Genomic DNA, 19,038 nt, shown 5'->3' with positions numbered 1-19,038 from the left:
GAGCGCGGCCGGGGGAGTGCGCGAGCGATATCCGCAGAGTGGGCTCGAGCGCCGCGCCGTCGGCGCCGGGGAGGACGCACGTGAGGATCGTCAGTGTCGCGCCGGTGGTGCCGTTCGACGGCATTCCGCACGCCGGAGGCCAGTACTACCTCCTCCACCTGCGGGCGCTCGCCGACGACGGACACGAGGTCACCCTCGTCGCCCCCGACTCCGACGACAATCGCGCGGCCCGCGCGCGATCCACGGTGACCGCGACCATCGTCCTCGTGCCTCTCCCCGCCCCCCGACGCGGTCTGCGGCGCCTCACCGCTCTCGACGAACGGCAGCAGCGGCGGTTCTTCCCCGTCCGCCCGGTGAGGCGCGTGCGCCGCGCCTTCGCCCAGTCGGCCGAGGTGCGCGCGCTCTTCGCCGCGGCCGATGCCGTGGAGTTCCAGTGGACGCAGATGGGGTGGTTCGCCCGCTGGGTGGGGGCTCCGGCCCGACGCCTCGTCTTCGCGCACGACGTCATGCTGCAGAGCGCGGAACGCTTCCTCGCCGCGGCCGGATCGCGGTGGTCTCCCCGGGGCCTGGTCGCCCGCGTGCGACTCGCCACCGTGCGCCGTGACGAGCGGCGGGTCTACACCGACGTCGGCACGGTTCTCGTCTTCAGCGCGAAGGATGCCGCGGTGGTGCACCGCGCGGCGCGTTCCGCGGCCCCGGTCCGCGTCGTGCGGCCGCCCCTTGCCGAGCCGGCCGCGCCGGGTGCCGCCTCCGTCGCAGCGTCGGCCGTCGCGACGGCCACGGGTGGGGGAACGGTGCTGTTCGTGGGGGCGTTCGACCGCTCCGTCAACGCCGACGCCGCCCTGTGGACCCTGCGCGAGATCGCTCCCCGCGTCCACCGGCGGCACCCGGGCGCGCGGTTCGTCTTCGCGGGCGCGAACCCCACCGACGAGATGCGGCGGGAGGCGGAGCTCGTGCCCGACACCGTCACGGTGACCGGTCGCGTCGACTCCCTCGAGGAGTACTACGCCGACGCCGCCCTGGTCCTCATCCCGCTGCGATCGGGTGCCGGCGTGAAGTTCAAGACGGTGGATGCCATGGTGCGCGGCATCCCCGTCGTGTCGACCTCGATCGGCGTCGAGGGCATCGTCGACGACGTCCTCTCGGCCTTCGCCGTCGCCGACGACGCCGCGGGTCTGGCGGACGGCGTCTGCGCTGCGCTCGACGATCCTGCCGGCGCGCGCCGCCAGGCTCGCGCGGTGCAGCCCGCGGCGGCTGCCGAGTTCTCGGTGGAGCGCTTCCGGCGCACGCTGGCCGATGTCTACGCCCCCGCCTCCGACGAAAGCTGAGCTCGTGACCTCTTCTTCTCCTCTCCCCCGCGTGGTCGGGGCCACCGTCACCTACGGCGCGCGATCGGCGTCATGTCTGGCGACCGTCGACGCGTTCCTCGCCGCGGGGGTGAGGGAGGTCGTCGTGGTCGACAACGGCTCGACCCCGTCGTCCCGGCAGGCGCTTGTCGAGTATGCGCGCGAGCACGCGCCGCGGGTGCACCTGCACCACCTGGAACGCAACGAGGGATCGGCGCTCGCGTTCGGGATCGCCCTCGCCCGGGCCGTCGAGGCGGGGGCCGACCATGTGTGGGTGCTCGATGACGACAACCTTCCCGCCGGCGACGCGCTGGCGGCGCTCCTGCGCGAGGAGCGGGCTCTTCGCGCGGCGGGACACGGGCTGTGCGCGGTCGCCCCGACCCGGGCCCCGGGAGCCGCGCCCGCCGAGGTCGCCGAGGCGAGCCGGGTGGAGCAGGCGCGGGAGCAGCCGCGCGAAGACCGGTCGTTCGCCGGCGTCGAGCTGACCCTCTTCGCCCGCCGCGCGGGGGAGCGCCTGGGGCTGCGGCGTCCGGCGGCTGCGAGCGGGGCGGATCTGGCCTACGCCCCGTATGGGGGGCTCCTCGTGGGGGCGGACGTCATCCGGCGCATCGGCTTCCCCGACACCGCTCGCGTGCTCTACGGCGACGACCTGGAGTACACCTCGCGCATCGTCGCGGCGGGCGGGCTCATCCGTCTGTCTCGCGACGCCGTCGTGGTCGATCCGCGCGGCGAGCGATGGATGCCGCCCGGGTTCGAGGTCCTGGCGATGTTCCGGTCCACGAACGACGCCCTGCTGTACTACTCGGTCCGCAATCGCATCCACCGTGAGCTGCGCACCGGTCGTCGGCGCAGTCCCGCCCGCTCGGTGAATGCCGCCCTGTTCTGGGCCCTGTGCCTCGGCTGTACGGTGCTGACGGGGCGTCCCGGGAAGCTGCGCGTGCTCCGTCGGGCGGCTGCCGATGCGCGGGCCGGCCGTTTGGGTCGCCGCGTCGAGTTCTGAGTCGCCGTGCGCGAGGGGTCCTGCGACCAGCGGGTGATCGTGAGGGTGAAGCCCTAGAGCTCGAGGGTGATCCGATCGCACGCGGCTCGCGAGACGCACGGCATCATCGTGCGGTTGGCCTCCTGCTCTTCCGGAGACAGCACGGAGTCGCGGTGCTCGACGTCGCCGTCGACGACCGCGACCTCGCAGGTGCCGCACGTGCCCACGCGGCAGCTCGAGGGCACGACGATGCCGTTCTCCTCGACCACGTCGAGGATCGACCGCTCCGGCGGAACGGTCACGGTCAGGCCCGACATCATGAGGTCGACCTCGAAGGGCTCCGTCCACACGGGCGGACCGAGCACCTTCGCCTCGAAGCGTTCGACGTGCAGGCTCCCGCGCGGCCAGACCGCCATCGTGGCGTCGAGGGCCTCGAGCAGACGCGCGGGTCCGCACGCGTACACGACCGTGCGGGCGACGGGCGTGCCCAGGCGTCGGGGGATGTCGAGTCGGCGCCCCTCGTCTGCGGCGAACACCTCGACGCGGTCGCCGTGGCGCTGCTCGAGCTCATCGACGAAGGCCATCGTCGCACGCGACCGTCCGACGTAGAGCAGGGTCCAGGCGGCCCCCGCCGCCTCCGCGGCCTCGATCATGGGCACGATCGGCGTGATCCCGATGCCGCCGGCGACGAACACGTACGAGCGCCCCGCGGTCGGGGCGAAGAGGAAGTGGTTCGCGGGGCCCCGGACCCGCAGCGTGGCCCCGACGTGCGCGTTCTCGTGCAACCACACCGAGCCCTCGCGCTCGCGGAGCACCCCGATGCGCCACGTGCCGCGCGCGCTCGGCGAGCCGCACAGCGAGTATTGCCGCTCGAGTCCGTCGGGCAGCACCACGTCGATGTGCGCCCCCGGTGACCAGTGCGGCAGCGTCCCCGTCGCGCGCTCGAGGTCCAGCACGACGATCCCGTCGGCGGCATCCCGTCGCTCCCGCACCACGGCATCGAAGCTCACCCCTGCGCTCACGCGTTCTCCTCCTCGGTCAGACGTCGGTCGGATCGTCGGCGCCGTCGCCGTGGACGACCTCCTTGACGATCAGCAGGCGATAGGGCGTGCCGTCGGGCGAGTGCCAGCGGTGCGGCGTGCCCGAGCGGCAGTACACCGAGTCGCCGACGTGCAGCGTGCGCTCGCCGAAGGCGCCGAACGAGATCACGATCGAGCCCTCGAGCACCGTGAGGAACTCGTCCTCGTCGTGCACGTAGTGATCGCCCGGCTGCGGGTTGGACCCCGTGAACTCCAGCGGCTCGAAGCGGCGCGGGCCCTCCGCGAGCAGGCGCGCGGTGCCCTCCGCGTACGGACCGGTCACGCCCTCTCCGGCCGCGACGAACGACGGCTGCGCATCGGCGTCGGCACGCGGGGGCTCGGAGCCCGCGATCAGCTCGACCCGGCTCGTACCCAGGGCCCGTGCGAGCCGCTCGAGACTCGCCATGCTCGGCCGGGCGAGCCCGCGCTCCAGCTGGCTGAGGAACGGATGCGACAGCTCGGCCGCCTCGGCGAGCTGGGTGAGCGTGAGTCCGCGCGCCTTCCGCAGGCTGCGCAGGTGCGCGCCGAGGCGCTCGTCGCTCGTGGGGGTGTGCGTGTCGGGGGTCGGAAGCGCGGAGAGGGGGACCGCCGGTGGAGCCATGGACGTCATCGTGCCACCCTCTCGAAGAGGCGGGCGACGATCTCGCCCTCGTCGGCCGTCGCGAGGCGGCCCTCGTCGACCACGATCCGCCCGCCCACGACGACCGTGCGCGGGCGCCGGCCGGGCGAGGCCCAGAGCAGCCCCGCGACGGGATCCGCGACGCCCGCATCGGCCACGCCCGAGACGTCCCACAGGCACAGGTCGCCGGCCGAGCCCGGCGTCAGGCGTCCGAGTTCGGGGCGACCGAGACCGTCGGCGGAGCCCTCCGTGGCCATCGACAGCACCTCGGATGCCGGCAGCTGCGGTCCCACCAGCGCCGAGACCTGCATCGCCAGGCGCGCGTCCGCGAGAAGATGGCCCGCGTCGTTGCTGCCGCCGCCGCTGGTTCCCAGGCCCACCGCGATCCCCGCGTCGAGGAGACGCCGAACCGGGGCGACTCCCCAGCCCATCGGCACGTCGCAGCCGGGCGCATGGGTGGCGGTGACCCCGGATGCCGCGAGGCGGGCGATCTCGTCGGGGGCGACGTCGCAGAGGTGGGCGAGCGTCACGTCGGGAGCGAGCCAGCCCCACTCATCGAGCAGATCGAGGGGTCGTCGTCCGTAGCGCTCGAGCGCGATCGCGACGTCGACCACCTCGTTGGCCTGCGTGCGTCGTCGGAGCCCGTGGCGTCGGGCCACCTCGCCCAGCAGCTCGAACGTCTCGCGGGGATCGCTGTGCACCCCGGCGGGCCCGACCGCGACCTGCAGCATCCCGTCGACCGAGACGCCGCCGGCGCCCTCGGACACGAGCGCCGAGACGATCGCCTCGGCCGAGGCGGCGGCCTCCTGCGGGTCGTCGCGCGCGGTTCCCCGCACGAACGCGAGGCGTGCACCGAGCCCCGCGGCGGCGTCGGCCGCGGCCCGCGCCATCCCGACGGTGTCGGCACCGCTCGGCCAGGTCAGATGGTGATCGGCGACCGTCGTCACCCCGCTCAGCAGCGCTTCGGCGAGGCCGGCACGCGCGGCCAGCAGCGTCAGGTCGGGGTCGACGCCCGCTTCGCCGTATGCCGACGCCATCGCCGGAAGCCACTCGCGCATCGGGATGCCGCGGGTGCCGGGGAGCGTACGGAACGCGGTCTGCAGCAGGTGGTGGTGGGCGTTGACCAGGCCCGGCGTCACGACGCACCCGCTCGCGTCGACAACCCGCGCTCCGGTGAGGTCGGCCGCGTCGACGACCCGCCCGTCGGCGATCACGACGTCGCCCGTGCGCACGCGGCCCGCCGCCTCGACGACGGCCACGGCGCCGCGCACCACGAGCGCGCTCATGCGGTCCTCACGCCGCACGCGAGGCCGGCGTCGTCCGCGGCCGAGACCCGGGCGCGCGCTCCCGAGGAGGGGCCGTGTCCCGCGGCACCCGGTCCGTGCAGCCTCGCCCCCGCCTTCTCGCGCAGGGGTCGTGCGCTCGCCGCGTTGCGGGATGCCACGATCTCGGCGATCACCGACAGGGCGGTCTCTTCGGCAGAGGCGCCTCCGAGGTCGAGGCCGAGAGGGGAGTGGAGCCTCGAGAGCTCGGCATCCGTCACTCCCGCGTTCCGCAGCAGTTGCGCGCGGCGCGCGACGGTCGCCCGCGCGCCCATCGCGCCGACGAAGCCCACCGGCATCCGCAGTGCCGTGCGCAGGGCAGGGATGTCGAGCCGCTCGTCGTGCGTCAGGACGCACACCGCGGTGCGCTCGTCGGCGTCGTCGACGGTCGCGAGGTACTCGTGCGGAGCGGCGACGACGACCTCGGCGGCGTCGGGGAAGCGCTCGCGCGTGGCCAGGAGCGCCCAGTCGTCGCACACCGTGACCCGGAATCCGGCGGCCGAGCCGAGCCGGCACAGCGCCGCCGCGTGCTCGCCGGCGCCGAGGACGATCAGGCGCGGGGCCGCGGGCCGCTCGAGCACGACCGGTCCTCCGTCGAGATCGAGGCGCACGGTCGCCTTCCGTCCGGCGCGGGCTGCTTCGAGCGCCGGGCGGACGCTGTCGTCGAGCGGGTAGGCCACGACGTCGACCGCACCCCCGCACGCGAGGCCCGCCGCGATCGGGGTGACGGTGCCGTCGTCGGTGAACCCGAAGCGCGCGCGACGCACGTGTCCGGTGCGCAGGGCGTCGAGACCGAGCATCACGGCGTCGTTCTCGACACAGCCTCCGGAGATCGATCCGATGACGCGCGCGTCGCGCGTGACGACGAGGGTCGCGCCCACGCCGCGCGGGGCGCTGCGCACCACGGCGGTCACCGTGACGGCCGCGAGCGGCACCCCGGCATCCATCAGAGGCACCAGGTCGGCGGCCAGATCGAGCATGGGACGACGGTAATCGGGGCGTGTTTCGCGCACGCTACGCTGTCGTGACCATGCCCGCCGCGCCTCCCGTCGCCGTCTCGGGGCTCGTGCTGGCCGCGGGCGCGGGTCGTCGTTTCGGCGGTCCCAAGGCTCTCGCGCGCACCCCCGCGGGAACGCCGTGGATCGCCCTCGCCGTCCGCGCGCTGACGGAGGGCGGATGCCGCGACGTCACGGTCGCGCTGGGAGCCGGGGCTGAGGAGGCCGTCGCTCTCGTTCCTCCTGTGGCGACGATCGTGACCGTGGCCGACTGGGAGTCGGGGATGGCGGCCTCCCTGCGGGCCGGCCTCGGCGCGCTGGGATCCGGGGCGGGGATCGCCGCTGTCGTCGTCCCCGTCGACACCCCGGGGATGCCGCCCGCGGCCGTGGCGCGCATGCTCCGGCACGCGGATCGGGACGCGCTCGCGCAAGCGGCGTACGCCGGGGCCCCGGGTCATCCCGTGCTGCTCGGCCGATCGCATTGGGCCGCCGTCGCGGACGCCGCCCGGGGCGACGTGGGCGCGCGGCCGTACCTCGTCGCGCAGGGCGCGTCGCTCATCGAGTGCGGCGATCTGTGGTCGGGCGCCGACCGCGACACCCGCTGAAGACTGTCTCGGCCGCGTCTTTCCGGGGATCCGGCACGTTCGGTCACGGTCTGATCACGGCGTGGACAATTTTGACGTGCCTATAGACAAAACCCCCCGCGGTGGATATTTTTTCGGAGCCGTCATAATTCGACGGACCAGAGTGCCGGGACGATGACGTACCCGATCCGACGCCGGGGAGGGCGCGGGTACGGACCACACGGTCCCTGCTGTTCAGAGAGGAACGCAGATCACATGCTGAAGAAAATCCTGACCGGTGCGGCCATCGCCGCACTCGCGGTGGGCCTCGGAGCCTGCAGCTCGACGCGCCCCGCCGAGGGCGGCGGAGACGCCGCCGGCGCGAGCGGCGACTGCAACGTCGGCATCGCGATGCCGACCCGCAGCCTCGAGCGCTGGATCAACGACGGCGAGCAGCTGCAGAAGAAGCTGCAGGATGCCGGGTGCACGGTCGACCTGCAGTACGCCGACAACAAGACCGACCAGCAGATCAGCCAGATCCAGAACCAGATCTCGGGTGGCGCGAAGATCCTCGTCATCGCCGCCATCGACGGTTCGACGCTCGGCCCGGTCCTCGAAGAGGCCAAGTCGCAGAACGCCACCGTCATCGCCTACGACCGCCTGATCAACGGCAGCGAGAACGTCGACTACTACGCCACCTTCGACAACTACAAGGTCGGCACCCTGCAGGGCCAGTACATCGAGGAGCAGCTGGGCCTGAAGGACGGCAAGGGTCCCTTCAACCTCGAGCCCTTCGCCGGCAGCCCCGACGACAACAACGCCAAGTTCTTCTTCGCCGGTGCCTGGGACGTGCTCCAGCCCTACGTCGAGAAGGGCCAGCTGGTGGTCCCCAGCGGCAAGTCGCCCGCCAACGACGACGCATGGGCGTCGATCGGCATCCAGGGCTGGGCGTCCGACAAGGCGCAGGCCGAGATGGACAACCGTCTCTCGTCGTTCTACGGCGACGGCAAGAAGGTCAACGTCGTGCTCTCGCCCAACGACAGCCTCGCCATCGGCATCGAGGCGTCGCTGAAGTCGGCCGGCTACACCGCCGGCGCCGAGTACCCGATCATCACGGGTCAGGATGCCGACAAGGCCAACGTCAAGGCGATCCTCGACGGCACGCAGTCGATGACGGTCTGGAAGGACACCCGTGCCCTCGGCGACCGCGTCTTCACGATGATCCAGGAGATCAAGGACGGCAAGGAGGTCGAGGTCAACGACACCAAGACCTACGACAACGGCAAGAAGGTCGTCCCGTCCTACCTGCTGACCCCCGAGGTCGTCGTCAAGGACGACGTGCAGTCCAAGCTCATCGACTCGGGCTTCCTGAAGGCCTCTGACGTCGGGCTCTGATCCCCATCGGCCGGGGCGGGCTCGCCCGCCCCGGCCCTCTCGCGGCGGGGCGGGTTCGCCCGCCCCGCCGCTCGATCCTCGCCATCGCAGCGAGGGAGCTGACGGAGGAAACACACCATGACCGAACCGATCCTGCGCATGGCGGGGATCTCGAAGTCGTTCAACGGCGTGCCGGCCCTGGCCGACGTGTCGATCGACGTGTACCGCGGTGAGGTCCACGCGATCTGCGGCGAGAACGGCGCCGGCAAGTCGACCCTGATGAAGGTGCTCAGCGGCGTCTACCCGGCGGGCTCCTTCGAGGGCACCATCACCCTTGAGGGCGAGCGGATGGAGTTCCGCTCGATCAACGACAGCGAGGCCGCCGGCATCGTCATCATCCACCAGGAGCTGGCGCTGAGCCCCTACCTCTCGATCGCCGAGAACATCTTCCTCGGCAACGAGAAGTCCAAGCGCGGCGTCATCGATTGGAACGCCACCAACACCGCCGCCGCCGACCTGCTCAAGCGCGTGGGGCTCCGCGAGAACCCGGCCACCAAGATCTACGAGCTCGGCGTCGGCAAGCAGCAGCTGGTGGAGATCGCGAAGGCACTGGCCAAGGAGGTCAAGCTCCTCATCCTCGACGAGCCGACCGCCGCCCTCAACGACGACGACTCGGCGCACCTGCTCGACCTCATCGACCAGCTGCGCACGCAGGGCATCACGTGCATCATCATCAGCCACAAGCTCAAAGAGGTGCTGCGCATCGCGGATCGCATCACGATCATCCGCGACGGCCGCACCATCGAGACGATGCACCGCTCCGACCCCGACACCGACGAGGGGCGCATCATCCGCGCCATGGTCGGCCGCGACCTCAACAGCCTGTTCCCGCCGCGCGAACCCGACATCGGCGAAGAGCTGTTCCGCGTCGAGAACTGGACCGTGCACCACCCCGTCGACACCGAGCGCGTCGTCATCCAGGACGCGTCGTTCATGGTGCGCGCGGGCGAGATCGTCGGCTTCGCCGGTCTCATGGGCGCCGGTCGCACCGAACTCGCGATGAGCATCTTCGGTCGCATGTACGGCACCGGCATCTCGGGCGAGGTCTACAAGAACGGTCAGCAGATCGACGTGCGCACCGTCGACGCGGCGATCAAGCACGGCATCGCCTACGCGACGGAGGACCGCAAGAAGTACGGTCTCAACCTCATCGGCGACATCCAGGTCAACGTGTCGGCATCCGCTCTGGCCCGCCTCGCCCGCCTGGGCGTGGTCGACCGCTATCGCGAGTACAAGGTCGCCGACTCCTACCGCTACAAGATGAACATCAAGGCGCCCAGCGTCGCCGCGATCACCGGGCGCCTCTCCGGCGGGAACCAGCAGAAGGTGGTCCTGTCGAAGTGGATGTTCACCGGACCCGACGTGCTGATCCTCGACGAGCCCACCCGCGGCATCGACGTCGGGGCCAAGTACGAGATCTACGGGATCATCAACGAGCTCGCGGCCCAGGGCAAGGCCGTCATCGTCATCTCGTCGGAGCTGCCCGAGGTCATCGGCCTCTCCGACCGCATCTACACCATCTCCGAGGGACGCATCACGGCCGAGGTCAGCCGCGACGACGCGACGCAGGAGACCCTCATGCGGCACATGACCGCCGGAAGGAACTGACAGCAATGGCCACCGCATCCACCCAGACGGTCGAGGCGCCGACGCAACCGGGTCCGCGCCGCCGCGGCATCCTGTCGCGCATCAACTTCCGTCAGTTCGGCATCCTCGCCGCTCTCGTCATCATCATCGTGTTGTTCCAGGTGCTCACGGGCGGGCGCCTGCTCATGCCGGGCAACGTCAACAACCTCATCCAGCAGAACGCCTATGTGCTGATCCTCGCGATCGGCATGGTGATGGTGATCATCGCCGGCCACATCGATTTGTCGGTCGGTTCGGTCGTCGCGATGGTCGGCGCCATCGCCGCGATCGCGATGAATCAATGGGGTCTGCCCTGGTTCGTCGCCGTACTGCTCTCGCTCGTCGTCGGTGCCGTGGTCGGTGCGTGGCAGGGCTTCTGGGTCGCTTTCGTCGGCATCCCGGCGTTCATCGTCACCCTGGCCGGCATGCTGCTCTTCCGCGGCCTCACGCTCGTGCTCCTCACCGGTGGCACGATCAGCGGCCTCCCCGACGGCTTCACCGCGATCGGCGCCGGCTGGCTGCCGCCGTTCCTGGGCTACCTCGGCAACTGGGACTCCCTGACCCTCGTGCTGGGCGCGATCGCGTGCGTGCTGCTGATCGTCCAGCAGCTGCGCACCCGGGCCACGCTGCGCCGCCTCGAACTGCCCCGCGAGCTCGCGTGGTCGTTCTGGCTCAAGAACGCCATCGCGGTCGTCGCGATCATGGCGGTCGCCTTCACGATCGCCGCCTACAACGGCACCCCGATCGTGCTGATCATCCTCGCCGTGCTCGTGCTGGCGTACACGTTCGTGCTCAACCGCACCACGTTCGGTCGCCACATCTACGCGATGGGCGGCAATCTCTTCGCCGCCGTGATGAGCGGCGTGAAGACGAAGTGGGTCAACTTCTTCATCTTCGTGAACATGGGCGTGCTCGCGGGCCTCGCCGCGGTGGTCAGCACCGCTCGCGCCGGTGGCGCCGTGGCATCCGCCGGTCAGAACTACGAACTGGATGCCATCGCCGCGGTGTTCATCGGCGGCGCCGCCGTGCAGGGCGGCATCGGAACGGTCGTGGGCGCGGTCGTCGGTGGCCTCGTCATGGGCGTGCTGAACATGGGCCTGTCGATCCTGAGCGTGGACGCCGCCTGGCAGATGGCCATCAAGGGCATCGTGCTGCTCCTGGCGGTCGCCTTCGACATCTTCAACAAGCGCCGCAACGGCGGTGTCTGACCGGATGGGGAGCGCGGCCCCGGGGCCCGCTCCCCATCCGCGTCGCCGCTTCACCCGCCGCGTGCTCCGCTGCGTTTCTCGTCCGTGTGACTCCGATGGGATGATGGGGGAGGTGCTCCCCTCATGACCCCTGCCGTGTTCGAGCCCGCGACCCCGCTCGCGCCCCCGGCCGGTCGTACGACGAACGACCTGATCCGGCAGCAGAACCTCGCGTCGGTGCTCGCGCTGCTCCACTCTCGGGGAGCGCTCTCACGCGCGCAGCTGGGGGCGATGACGGGGCTGAACCGCTCCACCGTCACCGGGCTCATCATGGAGCTCACCGAGCTCGGCCTCGTGCGCGAGGCGCCGAGCGGGGAGCGCACCGGCAAGGTCGGGCGCCCGACCCTCGACCTCGAGCCGGAGGACCACGTCGCCGCCCTCAGTGTGCGGGCCGAACCCCACGCGGTCACCGTCGCGCTCGTCGGTCTCGGGGGAGTGGTCCACGCCCGACTCCGACACGACACGGCCTCGGCGCCCTCGCCCCGCCGCTTCGTGCAGATCGTCGCGTCGTCGGTCGAGGCGATGCGCGCCGACATCGACCGGCACTACCGCGTGGTGGGGGCGGGTCTCGCCGTGCCCGGGCTCGTCAACGCCAACGGCTCCGTGCTCGTCTCGCCCACTCTCGGCTGGCGGCGCGATCCGGTGTCCGCCCGGCTGAGCGACGAGCTCGGGATGCCGGTGACCGCGGGCAACGACGCCAGCATCGGCGCCCTGGCCGAGTCGCGCTTCGGGGTCGGGGTGGGCGTCGGCAACCTGCTCTACCTCGGTGGCGCCATGCACAGCATCGGCGGCGGCCTCATCATCGACGGCACCCTGCTGCGTGGCACCTCCGGCTATGCCGGGGAGCTCGGGCACACCGTCGTCGACCCGCGGGGTCGCGCGTGCGTGTGCGGACGTCGAGGGTGCCTCGAGGCCGAGGTCAGTCTCGACATCCTCGAACCGCTGCTGGGCCGTCGCAAGCTCGACGAAGACGAACTCGACGTGGAGCTCGGCGTCGCCCGCAACCCGCGCGTGATGACCGAGGTCACGCGTCAGGTCGAGATGCTCTCGCTCGCCCTCACCAACTTCGTCAACGCCTTCGCCCCCGAGACCGTGGTGCTCTCCGGGTACCTCGGGGCGCTGCTCTCGGTGAGCCGTGAGCGTCTCGCCGACGCCGTCCGCGTGCATCCCCTCGGCGCCGAGGGTCGCACCATCCGGCTCGAGCGTGCGCACCTGCGGTCGCGGCTCATGCTCATCGGCCCGGCGGAACTCGCCTTCGCCGACCTGCTGTCGAACCCGGCGGGCTTCCGCGGCTGACCGCCGTGGCCCGGCGGCCTGCCGTCGCCTCGCGGCCTCGCGGCCTCGCGCCCCGTCCCCCCGCGCCCGCGCCCCGGCGAATCCCCGTCGAGTGTCCAGGACGCGCCGCATCCGCCGGACGGCGGCGGCGTGTCCTGGACACTCAACGGGTGAGGGGGCGGAGGCGTCAGCCGCCGAGCACGACGTTCAGCGGCTCCTCGCCCGCGGCGAGGCGTTCGATCTGACGGCGGACGAGGCGCGCGATGCGCGGGCGCATGGCATCCGTCGCCCCTCCCACGTGCGGGGCGATGAGCACGCCCGGAAGGCTCCACAACGGGTGGCCCTCGGGCAGCGGCTCGGGGTCGGTGACGTCGAGCGCCGCACGGATGCGACCGCGCCGCACGTGGTCGACCAGAGCGTCCGTGTCGACCAGCGGTCCACGTCCGACGTTCACGACGAGCGCGCCGTCGGGCAGGGCCGAGAGTGCCGCGTCATCGAGGATGTGGCGCGTGGAGTCGCCGCCGGGGAGCGAGGCGATGACGATGTCGGTGTCGGCGAGAACCTCGGCCAGCTTGCCGAGGGGGAACACCTCGACGTCGTCCTGCAACCGGCCGTGTGAGGCGACGGCGCGCAGGTGCACCTCGAAAGGCTTCAGGCGCGCGGCGATCGCGCGGCCCACCCCGCCGAAGCCCAGCAGGGTGACGCGGGCGTCGGCGAGGCCGGGCGCCCCGCCGCCGGTCCACTCGCCGCGGTCCTGGGCGCGCACGAACTCGGGCAGCCGACGTCGAGCGGCGAGGGTGAGGGCCACGGCGAGCTCCGAGGTCGCCGTCTCGTGCACGCTCGCCGCATTGGCGAAGACGAGTCCCTCGGGCAGTCGTCCCTCGACGTTGTCGTACCCGATCGACTGGCTCTGCACGAGCCCCACCTCGATCTCGCGCAGACGCTCGATCACGCCGGTCATCGACATGTACGGCGGCACCACCATGTCGAAGCGTTCTCGGGGAGCGGCATCCTGCATGTCCCACACGACCACCTCGACGCCGTCGGGCAGTGCGCCCAGGTCGTCGCGCAGCTGGGGGGTGGGCACGGACACGAGAAGAGGGGTGGAGGTCGTCACCCGATCGACGCTACCCGCGGATCCCGCGGCGGGGAGGAGTCTTGCGCGCGGCGGCCGATGTGCACGCCCACCGGCACGTCGTAGGCGAGGTACTCCGCGAGCAGGCGGTCGGAGTCGCGCTCGAACAGGCGACGCGAGAGGGCGGCGGCGAGCTTCGTGGCGCCGCCGACGAGGCCGGGGATCTGATGGCTCAGCATGCCCTGGCTGATCCGCGCACCGTGATTGAACATGTGGATGCGCGACAGCGCCGAACGGCGGGGCGCACTTCGGCTGACGAGCCCGAAGTCGTCGTCGAGGTACGGGAACGCCGCCAGCCCCGGGTTCTGCGCGATCTGCGCGGGCGACAGGCGATCGCTCCACCGCACGGCGTCCGCGGCGACGCCCGCCAGCTCGGGGCGCCGTTCTAGCTCGGCCACGATCCCCGTCGCCGCGAGCACGACGTCGTAGTGATGGATGCCGTGCGGCGTCGCCACCGCGATGTCGCGGCCCGTCCACGACACGCTCTCCCACGGCGAGGAGGTGAGGAAGCGGAACGTGTCGAACGCGTGCGCCCGCCACAGCGCGTTCTGCGTCGCGGGCTGGTCGACCGCGGAGAGGTGCACGTTGAACGCCCATTTCTGCGCGTCGGTGAAGGAGCCGTAGTTCTCGATGAGTCCGGCGAACTCCATCCAGCGGTACGGGCTCACCTGCGGCATCGACGGGCGGCGCATGTGCACGTCGACGCTCGCCGCCCCGTGCTCGAGGGCGGTGGCGGCGTTGTCGAACGCCCCGGTGCCGGCCCCGAGGATGCCGATGCGCAGGCCCGCGAGGGCGGAGAAGTCGATGTCGTCGTGCGTGTGATGGACGCGATCGGCCGGTAGGCCGTCGAGCAGAGGGGGAAGGTGCTTACCGCCCGCGCCCTCGATGCCCGTGGCCAGCACGACGTGCCGGGCGGGCAGCATCCACTCTCCGTCAGGCCCGTCGAGGTGCATGGTCAGGGGGTCGTCGGCGCCCCCGACGACGAGGGAGCGCACACGGGTGGATGCGACCGTGGTCACGGCCGAGGCGTCGCGGTACCAATGCAGGAAGCCCTGCCACGCCACCGTCGGGAAGTACTCGATGGCCTCCCAGGCCGCGTCGCCGTAGACGGCCTCGAACCACGCCCGCGGGCTCACCGCGGGGGTGCCCCAGGTCGGCCACGCGATGTCCTTCGGGGTGCGCAGGGTGTGCATGCGCGCGTAGGTGGTCCACGGGCCGGCCGCGTCGGCGCGGGCTGCGTCGATCACGACGACGTCGTCGATGCCGCGGCGCCGCAGGCCCCGGGCGAGGACCAGACCGGCTTGACCGGCGCCGACGATGACCACCGGGCGCACGCCGTCGCGGGTGCCGGCCCACGTGCGTCCGTCCCCGGCGCTCAGCTCCGCCTGGTGCGCGGCGTCTCGTTCGAGCGACGCCAGGCGTGCGGCGGCGTCGGGGAGGGGGGTGAGCACCCTCACTCCCCGTCGATCACGACGCGCACACCGTAGGCGTCGTCGAGACGGTGGTTGTGGTGGTCCGAGACGTTGGTGTCGTCGAGCTCGAGGTTGACGAAGTCCATGCTCGGGTCGGCGAAGAACGGGCCTGCGTGCCAGGTGCCCTTGCGCATCGTGACGGCGGTGCGCGGCGGGATGCGGAAGGCCCGCAGGTCGCCGAGCGCGGGCTCGTCGATGCCGGGGGCGGCGACGGCGAGGGTCCACTCGACGTCGCCGACGGCCATCAGCGTCTGCGTCGTCTCGAGGTGACGGGTCACCCGCACGAATTCGGCGGGCTTGTCGTCGAGGCGCATGAGGTAGAAGCGCGGGATACCGCCCGACACGTCGAGCACGGCCTCCTCGGCGGTGAACGGAGTGCCGTCCTCCAGGGGGATCAGGACGACGCCGAAGGCCTCGAAGGCCTCGGCGGAGACGACCTCGGATCGCAGGGGGTGGACGGTCAGGGTGTCGGTCATGACGGCTCGCTTTCGTCGGGTGACCCTGACGTTACGCTTGTCCAACAAGGCTCTGAGTCGCTTGTCGGACAAGTTCACCGTGCTGTTACGCGTCCGAAACGCTCACGCCCGTACGCGCCGGATCAGCGCGTTGCGCAGCCCCGGGGGTGCGGGGAGCTGAACCTCGCGCGACCAGTAGCCGATGGCGTCGTCGGCGCCGTACCCGCAGTAGGTCATCTCGATGACCGGCGTCGTGGGTGTCGACGACAGCAGGGCCGCGCGTTCGGCATCCAGGCCGCTCGCCTCGATCCACAGCGTCTCCCATGCCACGCGCACGCCGTTCGCGGCTTCCGCCAGGGCGAAGACCGGGCTGTGGGGGTCGAGCTCCCCCTCGCGCGTGATGGGCACGAGGTCCTCGGCGAGGGCGTACGGCTCCCCATCGACGCGCCACATCTTCACCGTGCGCAGCACGCTCGTGCCGTCGGGGAGATCGTCGAATCGATCGATGCCGGGAGTCAGCATGACGCGCTCGGACGACACCAGGTCGAGGGCCGCGTCGTAACCGGCGGAACGGATCGACAGGAGATGGTCGAACTGCTGGTCGATGCGGCGCCCGACGCCCGGCAGGCGCCGGTTCGGCGAGGTGCGCGCCCCTTGCGTGCGGTGGACGTATCCGCGCTCCTCGAGGCGGATCAGCGCCTCGCGCACCGAGTTGCGACTCGCGCCGGTCAGCTCGGCCAGGCGCGGCTCGGACGGCAGGGTGTCGGCATCCGCTCGCCAGAGGTGCAGGATGCGATCGATCAGCGCGTCCTGATCGGGGGCGCGCTTGTCGGTCACGGCGGGGCCGGGTCAGGCGGCGGCGTTCACCGCGGCGGCGATGGCCGACGTGAAGAAGCCGAGGCCGTCGACGCCCGAGCGCATCGCTGCGGCGGTGCCCGGGCCGAAGCCGGGCTCGACCGCGTGCTCGGGGTGGGGCATGAGTCCCACGACGTTGCCGCGCTCGTTGGTGAGGCCGGCGATGTCGTCGAGGGAGCCGTTCGGGTTGACGCCGACGTAGCGGAAGGCGACGAGGCCCTCCCCGTTCACGCGGGCCAGGGTCTCGGCATCCGCGATGTATCCGCCGTCGGCGTTCTTCAGCGGGATGACGATCTCGTCGCCCTCGGAGAAGTCGCTGGTCCACGCCGTCGAGGCGTTCTCGACGCGCAGGCGCTGGTCGCGACGGATGAACTGCTGGTGGGCGTTGCGGATGAGGCCACCGGGCAGCAGGTGCGCCTCGACCAGCATCTGGAAGCCGTTGCAGATGCCCAGGACGGGCATGCCCTTGGCTGCCGCGTCTTTGACCTCGGCCATGATCGGCGCGAATGCGGCGATGGCGCCGGCGCGCAGGTAGTCGCCGTAGCTGAAGCCGCCGGGCAGCACGAGGGCGTCGACGCCCTTCAGGTCGTGCTCACCGTGCCAGAGCGCGACGGGCTCGCCACCGGCGAGGCGGATCGCGCGCTGCGCGTCGCGGTCGTCGAGGGAGCCGGGGAAGGTGATGACCCCGATGCGTGCGGTCACCGCTCGATGACCTCGATGTTGACGACGTCTTCGATGACGGCGTTCGAGAGCATCTCGTCGGCGAGCTCGCGGGCCCGGGCGAGCGTGGCCTCGTCGACCTCGCCCTCGACGGTGAGCTCGAAACGCTTGCCGATGCGGACGTCGGAGAAGCGGTTCTCGCCGAGCCGCGAGAGGGCGCCGGCGACGGCCTTCCCCTGCGGGTCGAGAAGCTCGGCCTTGGGCATGACGTCGACGACGATGGTGGGCACTGCAGCTCCAGAAGTCGGGTGGCGTTGTGGAAGTCATCTTACGCGAGCGCGCCGACGCCTCGTGGTGCGGGGTGCGCTGCGGGGGTGGGGGTGTGGTGGGGCGCGCCACGGGCCCGCGGACCGCCGCCGGGTGGAGCGCGGCGGGAGGGGGCGTCGCGCCGCTCCACCCCCGGGTGTGAATGCTCGCAGCAGGGATGAACGCCGCGCCTGGGGGTTTCCCCTGACGGCGGGCTTTTCCTGACCCGAACACTCCCCGGTCTCGGGCCGGTAACGGTATGGGAGCGCTCCCTTGACGCCGTGGGAGCGATCCCATACTCTCGACCCGATCGGTGAGAGCGCTCCCACAGCGCGACTGCTCGCACCGCTCCACACCCACCACAAAGGAGTGATCTGTGAACACCCATGCCCTGCGCCGGACCGCGCTCGTCGCCGCGGTCGCGTCCACCTCCGCCCTCGTCCTCGCCGGTTGCTCCGGCGCCGGGGGCTCCGCCTCGGGCGGAGACGGCGACGTGACCCTCACCATCGCCACCTTCAACGACTTCGGCTACACCGACGCGCTCCTGCAGGAGTACATGGACGCGCATCCGAACGTGAAGATCGTGCACAACAAGGCGGCCACCAGCAACGAGGCCCGCGAGAACTACTTCCAGAAGCTCGGCAAGACCGGCCTCGCCGACATCGAGGCCATCGAGGTCGACTGGCTGCCCGAGGTCATGGAGTACGCCGACCTGCTCGCGCCCGTACCCGACGACCTCAAGAGCCGTTGGCTCGACTACAAGGTCGAGGCCGCCACCAGCGCCGACGGCAAGCTCGTCGGCTACGGAACCGACATCGGTCCCGAGGGCGTCTGCTACCGCTCCGACCTGTTCGCCGCGGCGGGGCTGCCCACCGACCGCGCCGAGGTCGCCGCGATGCTCGAGGGCGACTGGTCGACCTACTTCGCGGCGGGCGACACGTACGTCGCCGCCACGGGCAAGGCCTTCTTCGACTCCGCCGGCGGCACGTACCAGGGCGCGATCAACCAGGTCGAGGCCGCGTACGAGAACCCGGATGACGGGTCGATCACCGCCACGAGCAACCCCGAGGTCAAGAAGATCTACGACCAGGTGCTCGCCGCCAGCGCCACGCAGTCCGCCCACCTCGGTCAGTGGTCCGACGACTGGTTCGCGGGCCTGTCGAACGGCGCGTTCGCCACGATGCTCTGCCCCGGCTGGATGCTCGGCGTGATCGAGGGCAACGCCCCCGAGGTGAAGGGCTGGGACATCGCGAACGTCTTCCCCGGCGGCGCGGGCAACTGGGGCGGTTCGTACCTGACCGTCCCCGGCAACGGCAAGAACGTCGAAGCCGCGCAGGAGCTCGCCGACTGGCTGACCGACCCCGAGACCCAGGTGAAGGCGTTCGAGAACGCCGGCACGTTCCCGAGCCAGACCGACGCGCTGAAGGCCGACGCCCTCACCGGCAGCGTCAACGCGTACTTCAACGACGCTCCGGTCGGCGAGATGCTCTCCGAGCGCGCCCAGGCCGTGAAGGTCTCTCCCTTCAAGGGCCAGTTCTACTTCCAGATCAACGACGCGATGCAGAAGGCCCTGACCCGCGTCGAGGACGGAACGCAGAGCGCCGCCGACTCGTGGAAGCAGTGGGCGACCGAGGTCGACGCCCTGTCCTGACCCCGCGATCGGATGCCAG

The 19,038-nt window shown here is 71.5% G+C and carries 18 protein-coding genes; 8 read left to right on the top strand and 10 right to left on the bottom strand.

Going from position 1 to position 19,038, the window contains the following annotated elements; all coding sequences use genetic code 11:
* The first annotated feature begins 80 nt into the window (after window positions 1–80).
* Complete coding sequence (locus tag RWH45_RS05450) at window positions 81–1,328, top strand: glycosyltransferase (protein ID WP_315993863.1); 1,248 nt, start codon at window positions 81–83, stop codon at window positions 1,326–1,328.
* Between the two features lie 4 nt (window positions 1,329–1,332).
* Complete coding sequence (locus tag RWH45_RS05445; RefSeq protein ID WP_315993862.1) at window positions 1,333–2,346, top strand: glycosyltransferase; 1,014 nt, start codon at window positions 1,333–1,335, stop codon at window positions 2,344–2,346.
* A 53-nt stretch (window positions 2,347–2,399) separates the two neighbouring features.
* Here RWH45_RS05445 and RWH45_RS05440 read toward each other — a convergent pair whose 3' ends face one another.
* The 4 genes from RWH45_RS05440 to RWH45_RS05425 are packed head-to-tail and all read right to left on the bottom strand — an operon-like array spanning window position 2,400 to window position 6,325.
* On the bottom strand, window positions 2,400–3,347 hold the full coding sequence (locus RWH45_RS05440; RefSeq protein WP_315993861.1) for a PDR/VanB family oxidoreductase: 948 nt from the start codon (window positions 3,345–3,347) through the stop codon (window positions 2,400–2,402).
* Between the two features lie 16 nt (window positions 3,348–3,363).
* A complete protein-coding gene (locus RWH45_RS05435) occupies window positions 3,364–4,014 on the bottom strand; it encodes a helix-turn-helix domain-containing protein (RefSeq protein WP_315993860.1) in 651 nt (216 codons plus the stop codon).
* Window positions 4,011–5,309, bottom strand: coding sequence for an amidohydrolase family protein (locus tag RWH45_RS05430; RefSeq protein ID WP_315993859.1), 1,299 nt, complete (start codon window positions 5,307–5,309; stop codon window positions 4,011–4,013). Before RWH45_RS05430 ends, RWH45_RS05435 begins: the two co-directional genes overlap by 4 nt.
* Window positions 5,306–6,325 (bottom strand): XdhC family protein, encoded by a 1,020-nt coding sequence (locus RWH45_RS05425; protein WP_315993858.1) that lies wholly within the window; start codon window positions 6,323–6,325, stop codon window positions 5,306–5,308. The genes RWH45_RS05430 and RWH45_RS05425 overlap by 4 nt, the downstream gene beginning before the upstream one ends.
* 50 nt (window positions 6,326–6,375) lie before the next feature.
* Between RWH45_RS05425 and RWH45_RS05420 the strand changes: the two genes are divergently transcribed.
* From RWH45_RS05420 to RWH45_RS05400, 5 genes are all read left to right on the top strand, one after another.
* Window positions 6,376–6,945 carry a nucleotidyltransferase family protein gene (locus RWH45_RS05420; RefSeq protein WP_315993857.1) on the top strand — a complete coding sequence of 190 codons (570 nt, stop codon included), beginning with the start codon at window positions 6,376–6,378 and terminating at the stop codon, window positions 6,943–6,945.
* Window positions 6,946–7,179: 234 nt separating this feature from the next.
* Window positions 7,180–8,298, top strand: a complete 1,119-nt coding sequence (chvE, locus tag RWH45_RS05415) for a multiple monosaccharide ABC transporter substrate-binding protein (RefSeq protein WP_315993856.1) — start codon at window positions 7,180–7,182, stop codon at window positions 8,296–8,298.
* Window positions 8,299–8,415: 117 nt separating this feature from the next.
* Window positions 8,416–9,945, top strand: coding sequence for a multiple monosaccharide ABC transporter ATP-binding protein (gene mmsA / locus RWH45_RS05410; RefSeq protein WP_315993855.1), 1,530 nt, complete (start codon window positions 8,416–8,418; stop codon window positions 9,943–9,945).
* A gap of 5 nt (window positions 9,946–9,950) precedes the next feature.
* Window positions 9,951–11,171, top strand: coding sequence for a multiple monosaccharide ABC transporter permease (gene mmsB, locus RWH45_RS05405; RefSeq protein WP_315993854.1), 1,221 nt, complete (start codon window positions 9,951–9,953; stop codon window positions 11,169–11,171).
* A gap of 123 nt (window positions 11,172–11,294) precedes the next feature.
* Window positions 11,295–12,506, top strand: coding sequence for an ROK family protein (locus tag RWH45_RS05400; protein WP_315993853.1), 1,212 nt, complete (start codon window positions 11,295–11,297; stop codon window positions 12,504–12,506).
* 166 nt (window positions 12,507–12,672) lie between these two features.
* Here the strand turns inward: RWH45_RS05400 and RWH45_RS05395 are convergent, their stop codons facing one another.
* The 6 genes from RWH45_RS05395 to purS all read right to left on the bottom strand — a co-directional run bounded on the left by RWH45_RS05395 (window position 12,673) and on the right by purS (window position 17,352).
* Window positions 12,673–13,602, bottom strand: coding sequence for a 2-hydroxyacid dehydrogenase (locus RWH45_RS05395; RefSeq protein ID WP_315993852.1), 930 nt, complete (start codon window positions 13,600–13,602; stop codon window positions 12,673–12,675).
* Window positions 13,599–15,071: an FAD-dependent oxidoreductase gene (locus RWH45_RS05390; RefSeq protein WP_315993851.1), complete on the bottom strand. Its 1,473-nt coding sequence runs from the start codon at window positions 15,069–15,071 to the stop codon at window positions 13,599–13,601. Before RWH45_RS05390 ends, RWH45_RS05395 begins: the two co-directional genes overlap by 4 nt.
* A 2-nt stretch (window positions 15,072–15,073) precedes the next feature.
* A complete protein-coding gene (locus tag RWH45_RS05385; RefSeq protein WP_315993850.1) occupies window positions 15,074–15,568 on the bottom strand; it encodes an ureidoglycolate lyase in 495 nt (164 codons plus the stop codon).
* 102 nt (window positions 15,569–15,670) lie between these two features.
* Window positions 15,671–16,384 carry a GntR family transcriptional regulator gene (locus RWH45_RS05380; protein WP_315993849.1) on the bottom strand — a complete coding sequence of 238 codons (714 nt, stop codon included), beginning with the start codon at window positions 16,382–16,384 and terminating at the stop codon, window positions 15,671–15,673.
* Between the two features lie 12 nt (window positions 16,385–16,396).
* Window positions 16,397–17,104 carry a phosphoribosylformylglycinamidine synthase subunit PurQ gene (gene purQ, locus RWH45_RS05375; RefSeq protein ID WP_315993848.1) on the bottom strand — a complete coding sequence of 236 codons (708 nt, stop codon included), beginning with the start codon at window positions 17,102–17,104 and terminating at the stop codon, window positions 16,397–16,399.
* Window positions 17,101–17,352 carry a phosphoribosylformylglycinamidine synthase subunit PurS gene (gene purS, locus RWH45_RS05370; protein ID WP_076673305.1) on the bottom strand — a complete coding sequence of 84 codons (252 nt, stop codon included), beginning with the start codon at window positions 17,350–17,352 and terminating at the stop codon, window positions 17,101–17,103. Before purS ends, purQ begins: the two co-directional genes overlap by 4 nt.
* Before the next feature lie 392 nt (window positions 17,353–17,744).
* Here purS and RWH45_RS05365 point away from each other — a divergent pair, with 392 nt between their 5' ends.
* Window positions 17,745–19,019, top strand: a complete 1,275-nt coding sequence (locus RWH45_RS05365; protein WP_315993847.1) for an ABC transporter substrate-binding protein — start codon at window positions 17,745–17,747, stop codon at window positions 19,017–19,019.
* Window positions 19,020–19,038 lie beyond the last annotated feature (19 nt).

The organism is Microbacterium galbum (genome assembly GCF_032464915.1).
Classification (GTDB): domain Bacteria; phylum Actinomycetota; class Actinomycetes; order Actinomycetales; family Microbacteriaceae; genus Microbacterium; species Microbacterium galbum.
The sequence above is the reverse complement of the archived record's forward strand: the minus strand, read 5'-3'. Positions and strand labels throughout refer to the sequence as shown.

Excerpts from the sequence above, each read along its gene's own strand:
- RWH45_RS05420 (WP_315993857.1), top strand. The coding sequence starts at position 6,376 with ATGCCCGCCGCGCCTCCCGTCGCCGTCTCGGGGCTCGTGCTGGCCGCG.
- RWH45_RS05400 (WP_315993853.1), top strand. The coding sequence starts at position 11,295 with ATGACCCCTGCCGTGTTCGAGCCCGCGACCCCGCTCGCGCCCCCGGCC.
- RWH45_RS05430 (WP_315993859.1), bottom strand. The coding sequence starts at position 5,309 with ATGAGCGCGCTCGTGGTGCGCGGCGCCGTGGCCGTCGTCGAGGCGGCG.
- RWH45_RS05385 (WP_315993850.1), bottom strand. The coding sequence starts at position 15,568 with ATGACCGACACCCTGACCGTCCACCCCCTGCGATCCGAGGTCGTCTCC.
- RWH45_RS05425 (WP_315993858.1), bottom strand. The coding sequence starts at position 6,325 with ATGCTCGATCTGGCCGCCGACCTGGTGCCTCTGATGGATGCCGGGGTG.
- RWH45_RS05435 (WP_315993860.1), bottom strand. The coding sequence starts at position 4,014 with ATGACGTCCATGGCTCCACCGGCGGTCCCCCTCTCCGCGCTTCCGACC.
- mmsB (WP_315993854.1), top strand. The coding sequence starts at position 9,951 with ATGGCCACCGCATCCACCCAGACGGTCGAGGCGCCGACGCAACCGGGT.
- chvE (WP_315993856.1), top strand. The coding sequence starts at position 7,180 with ATGCTGAAGAAAATCCTGACCGGTGCGGCCATCGCCGCACTCGCGGTG.
- mmsA (WP_315993855.1), top strand. The coding sequence starts at position 8,416 with ATGACCGAACCGATCCTGCGCATGGCGGGGATCTCGAAGTCGTTCAAC.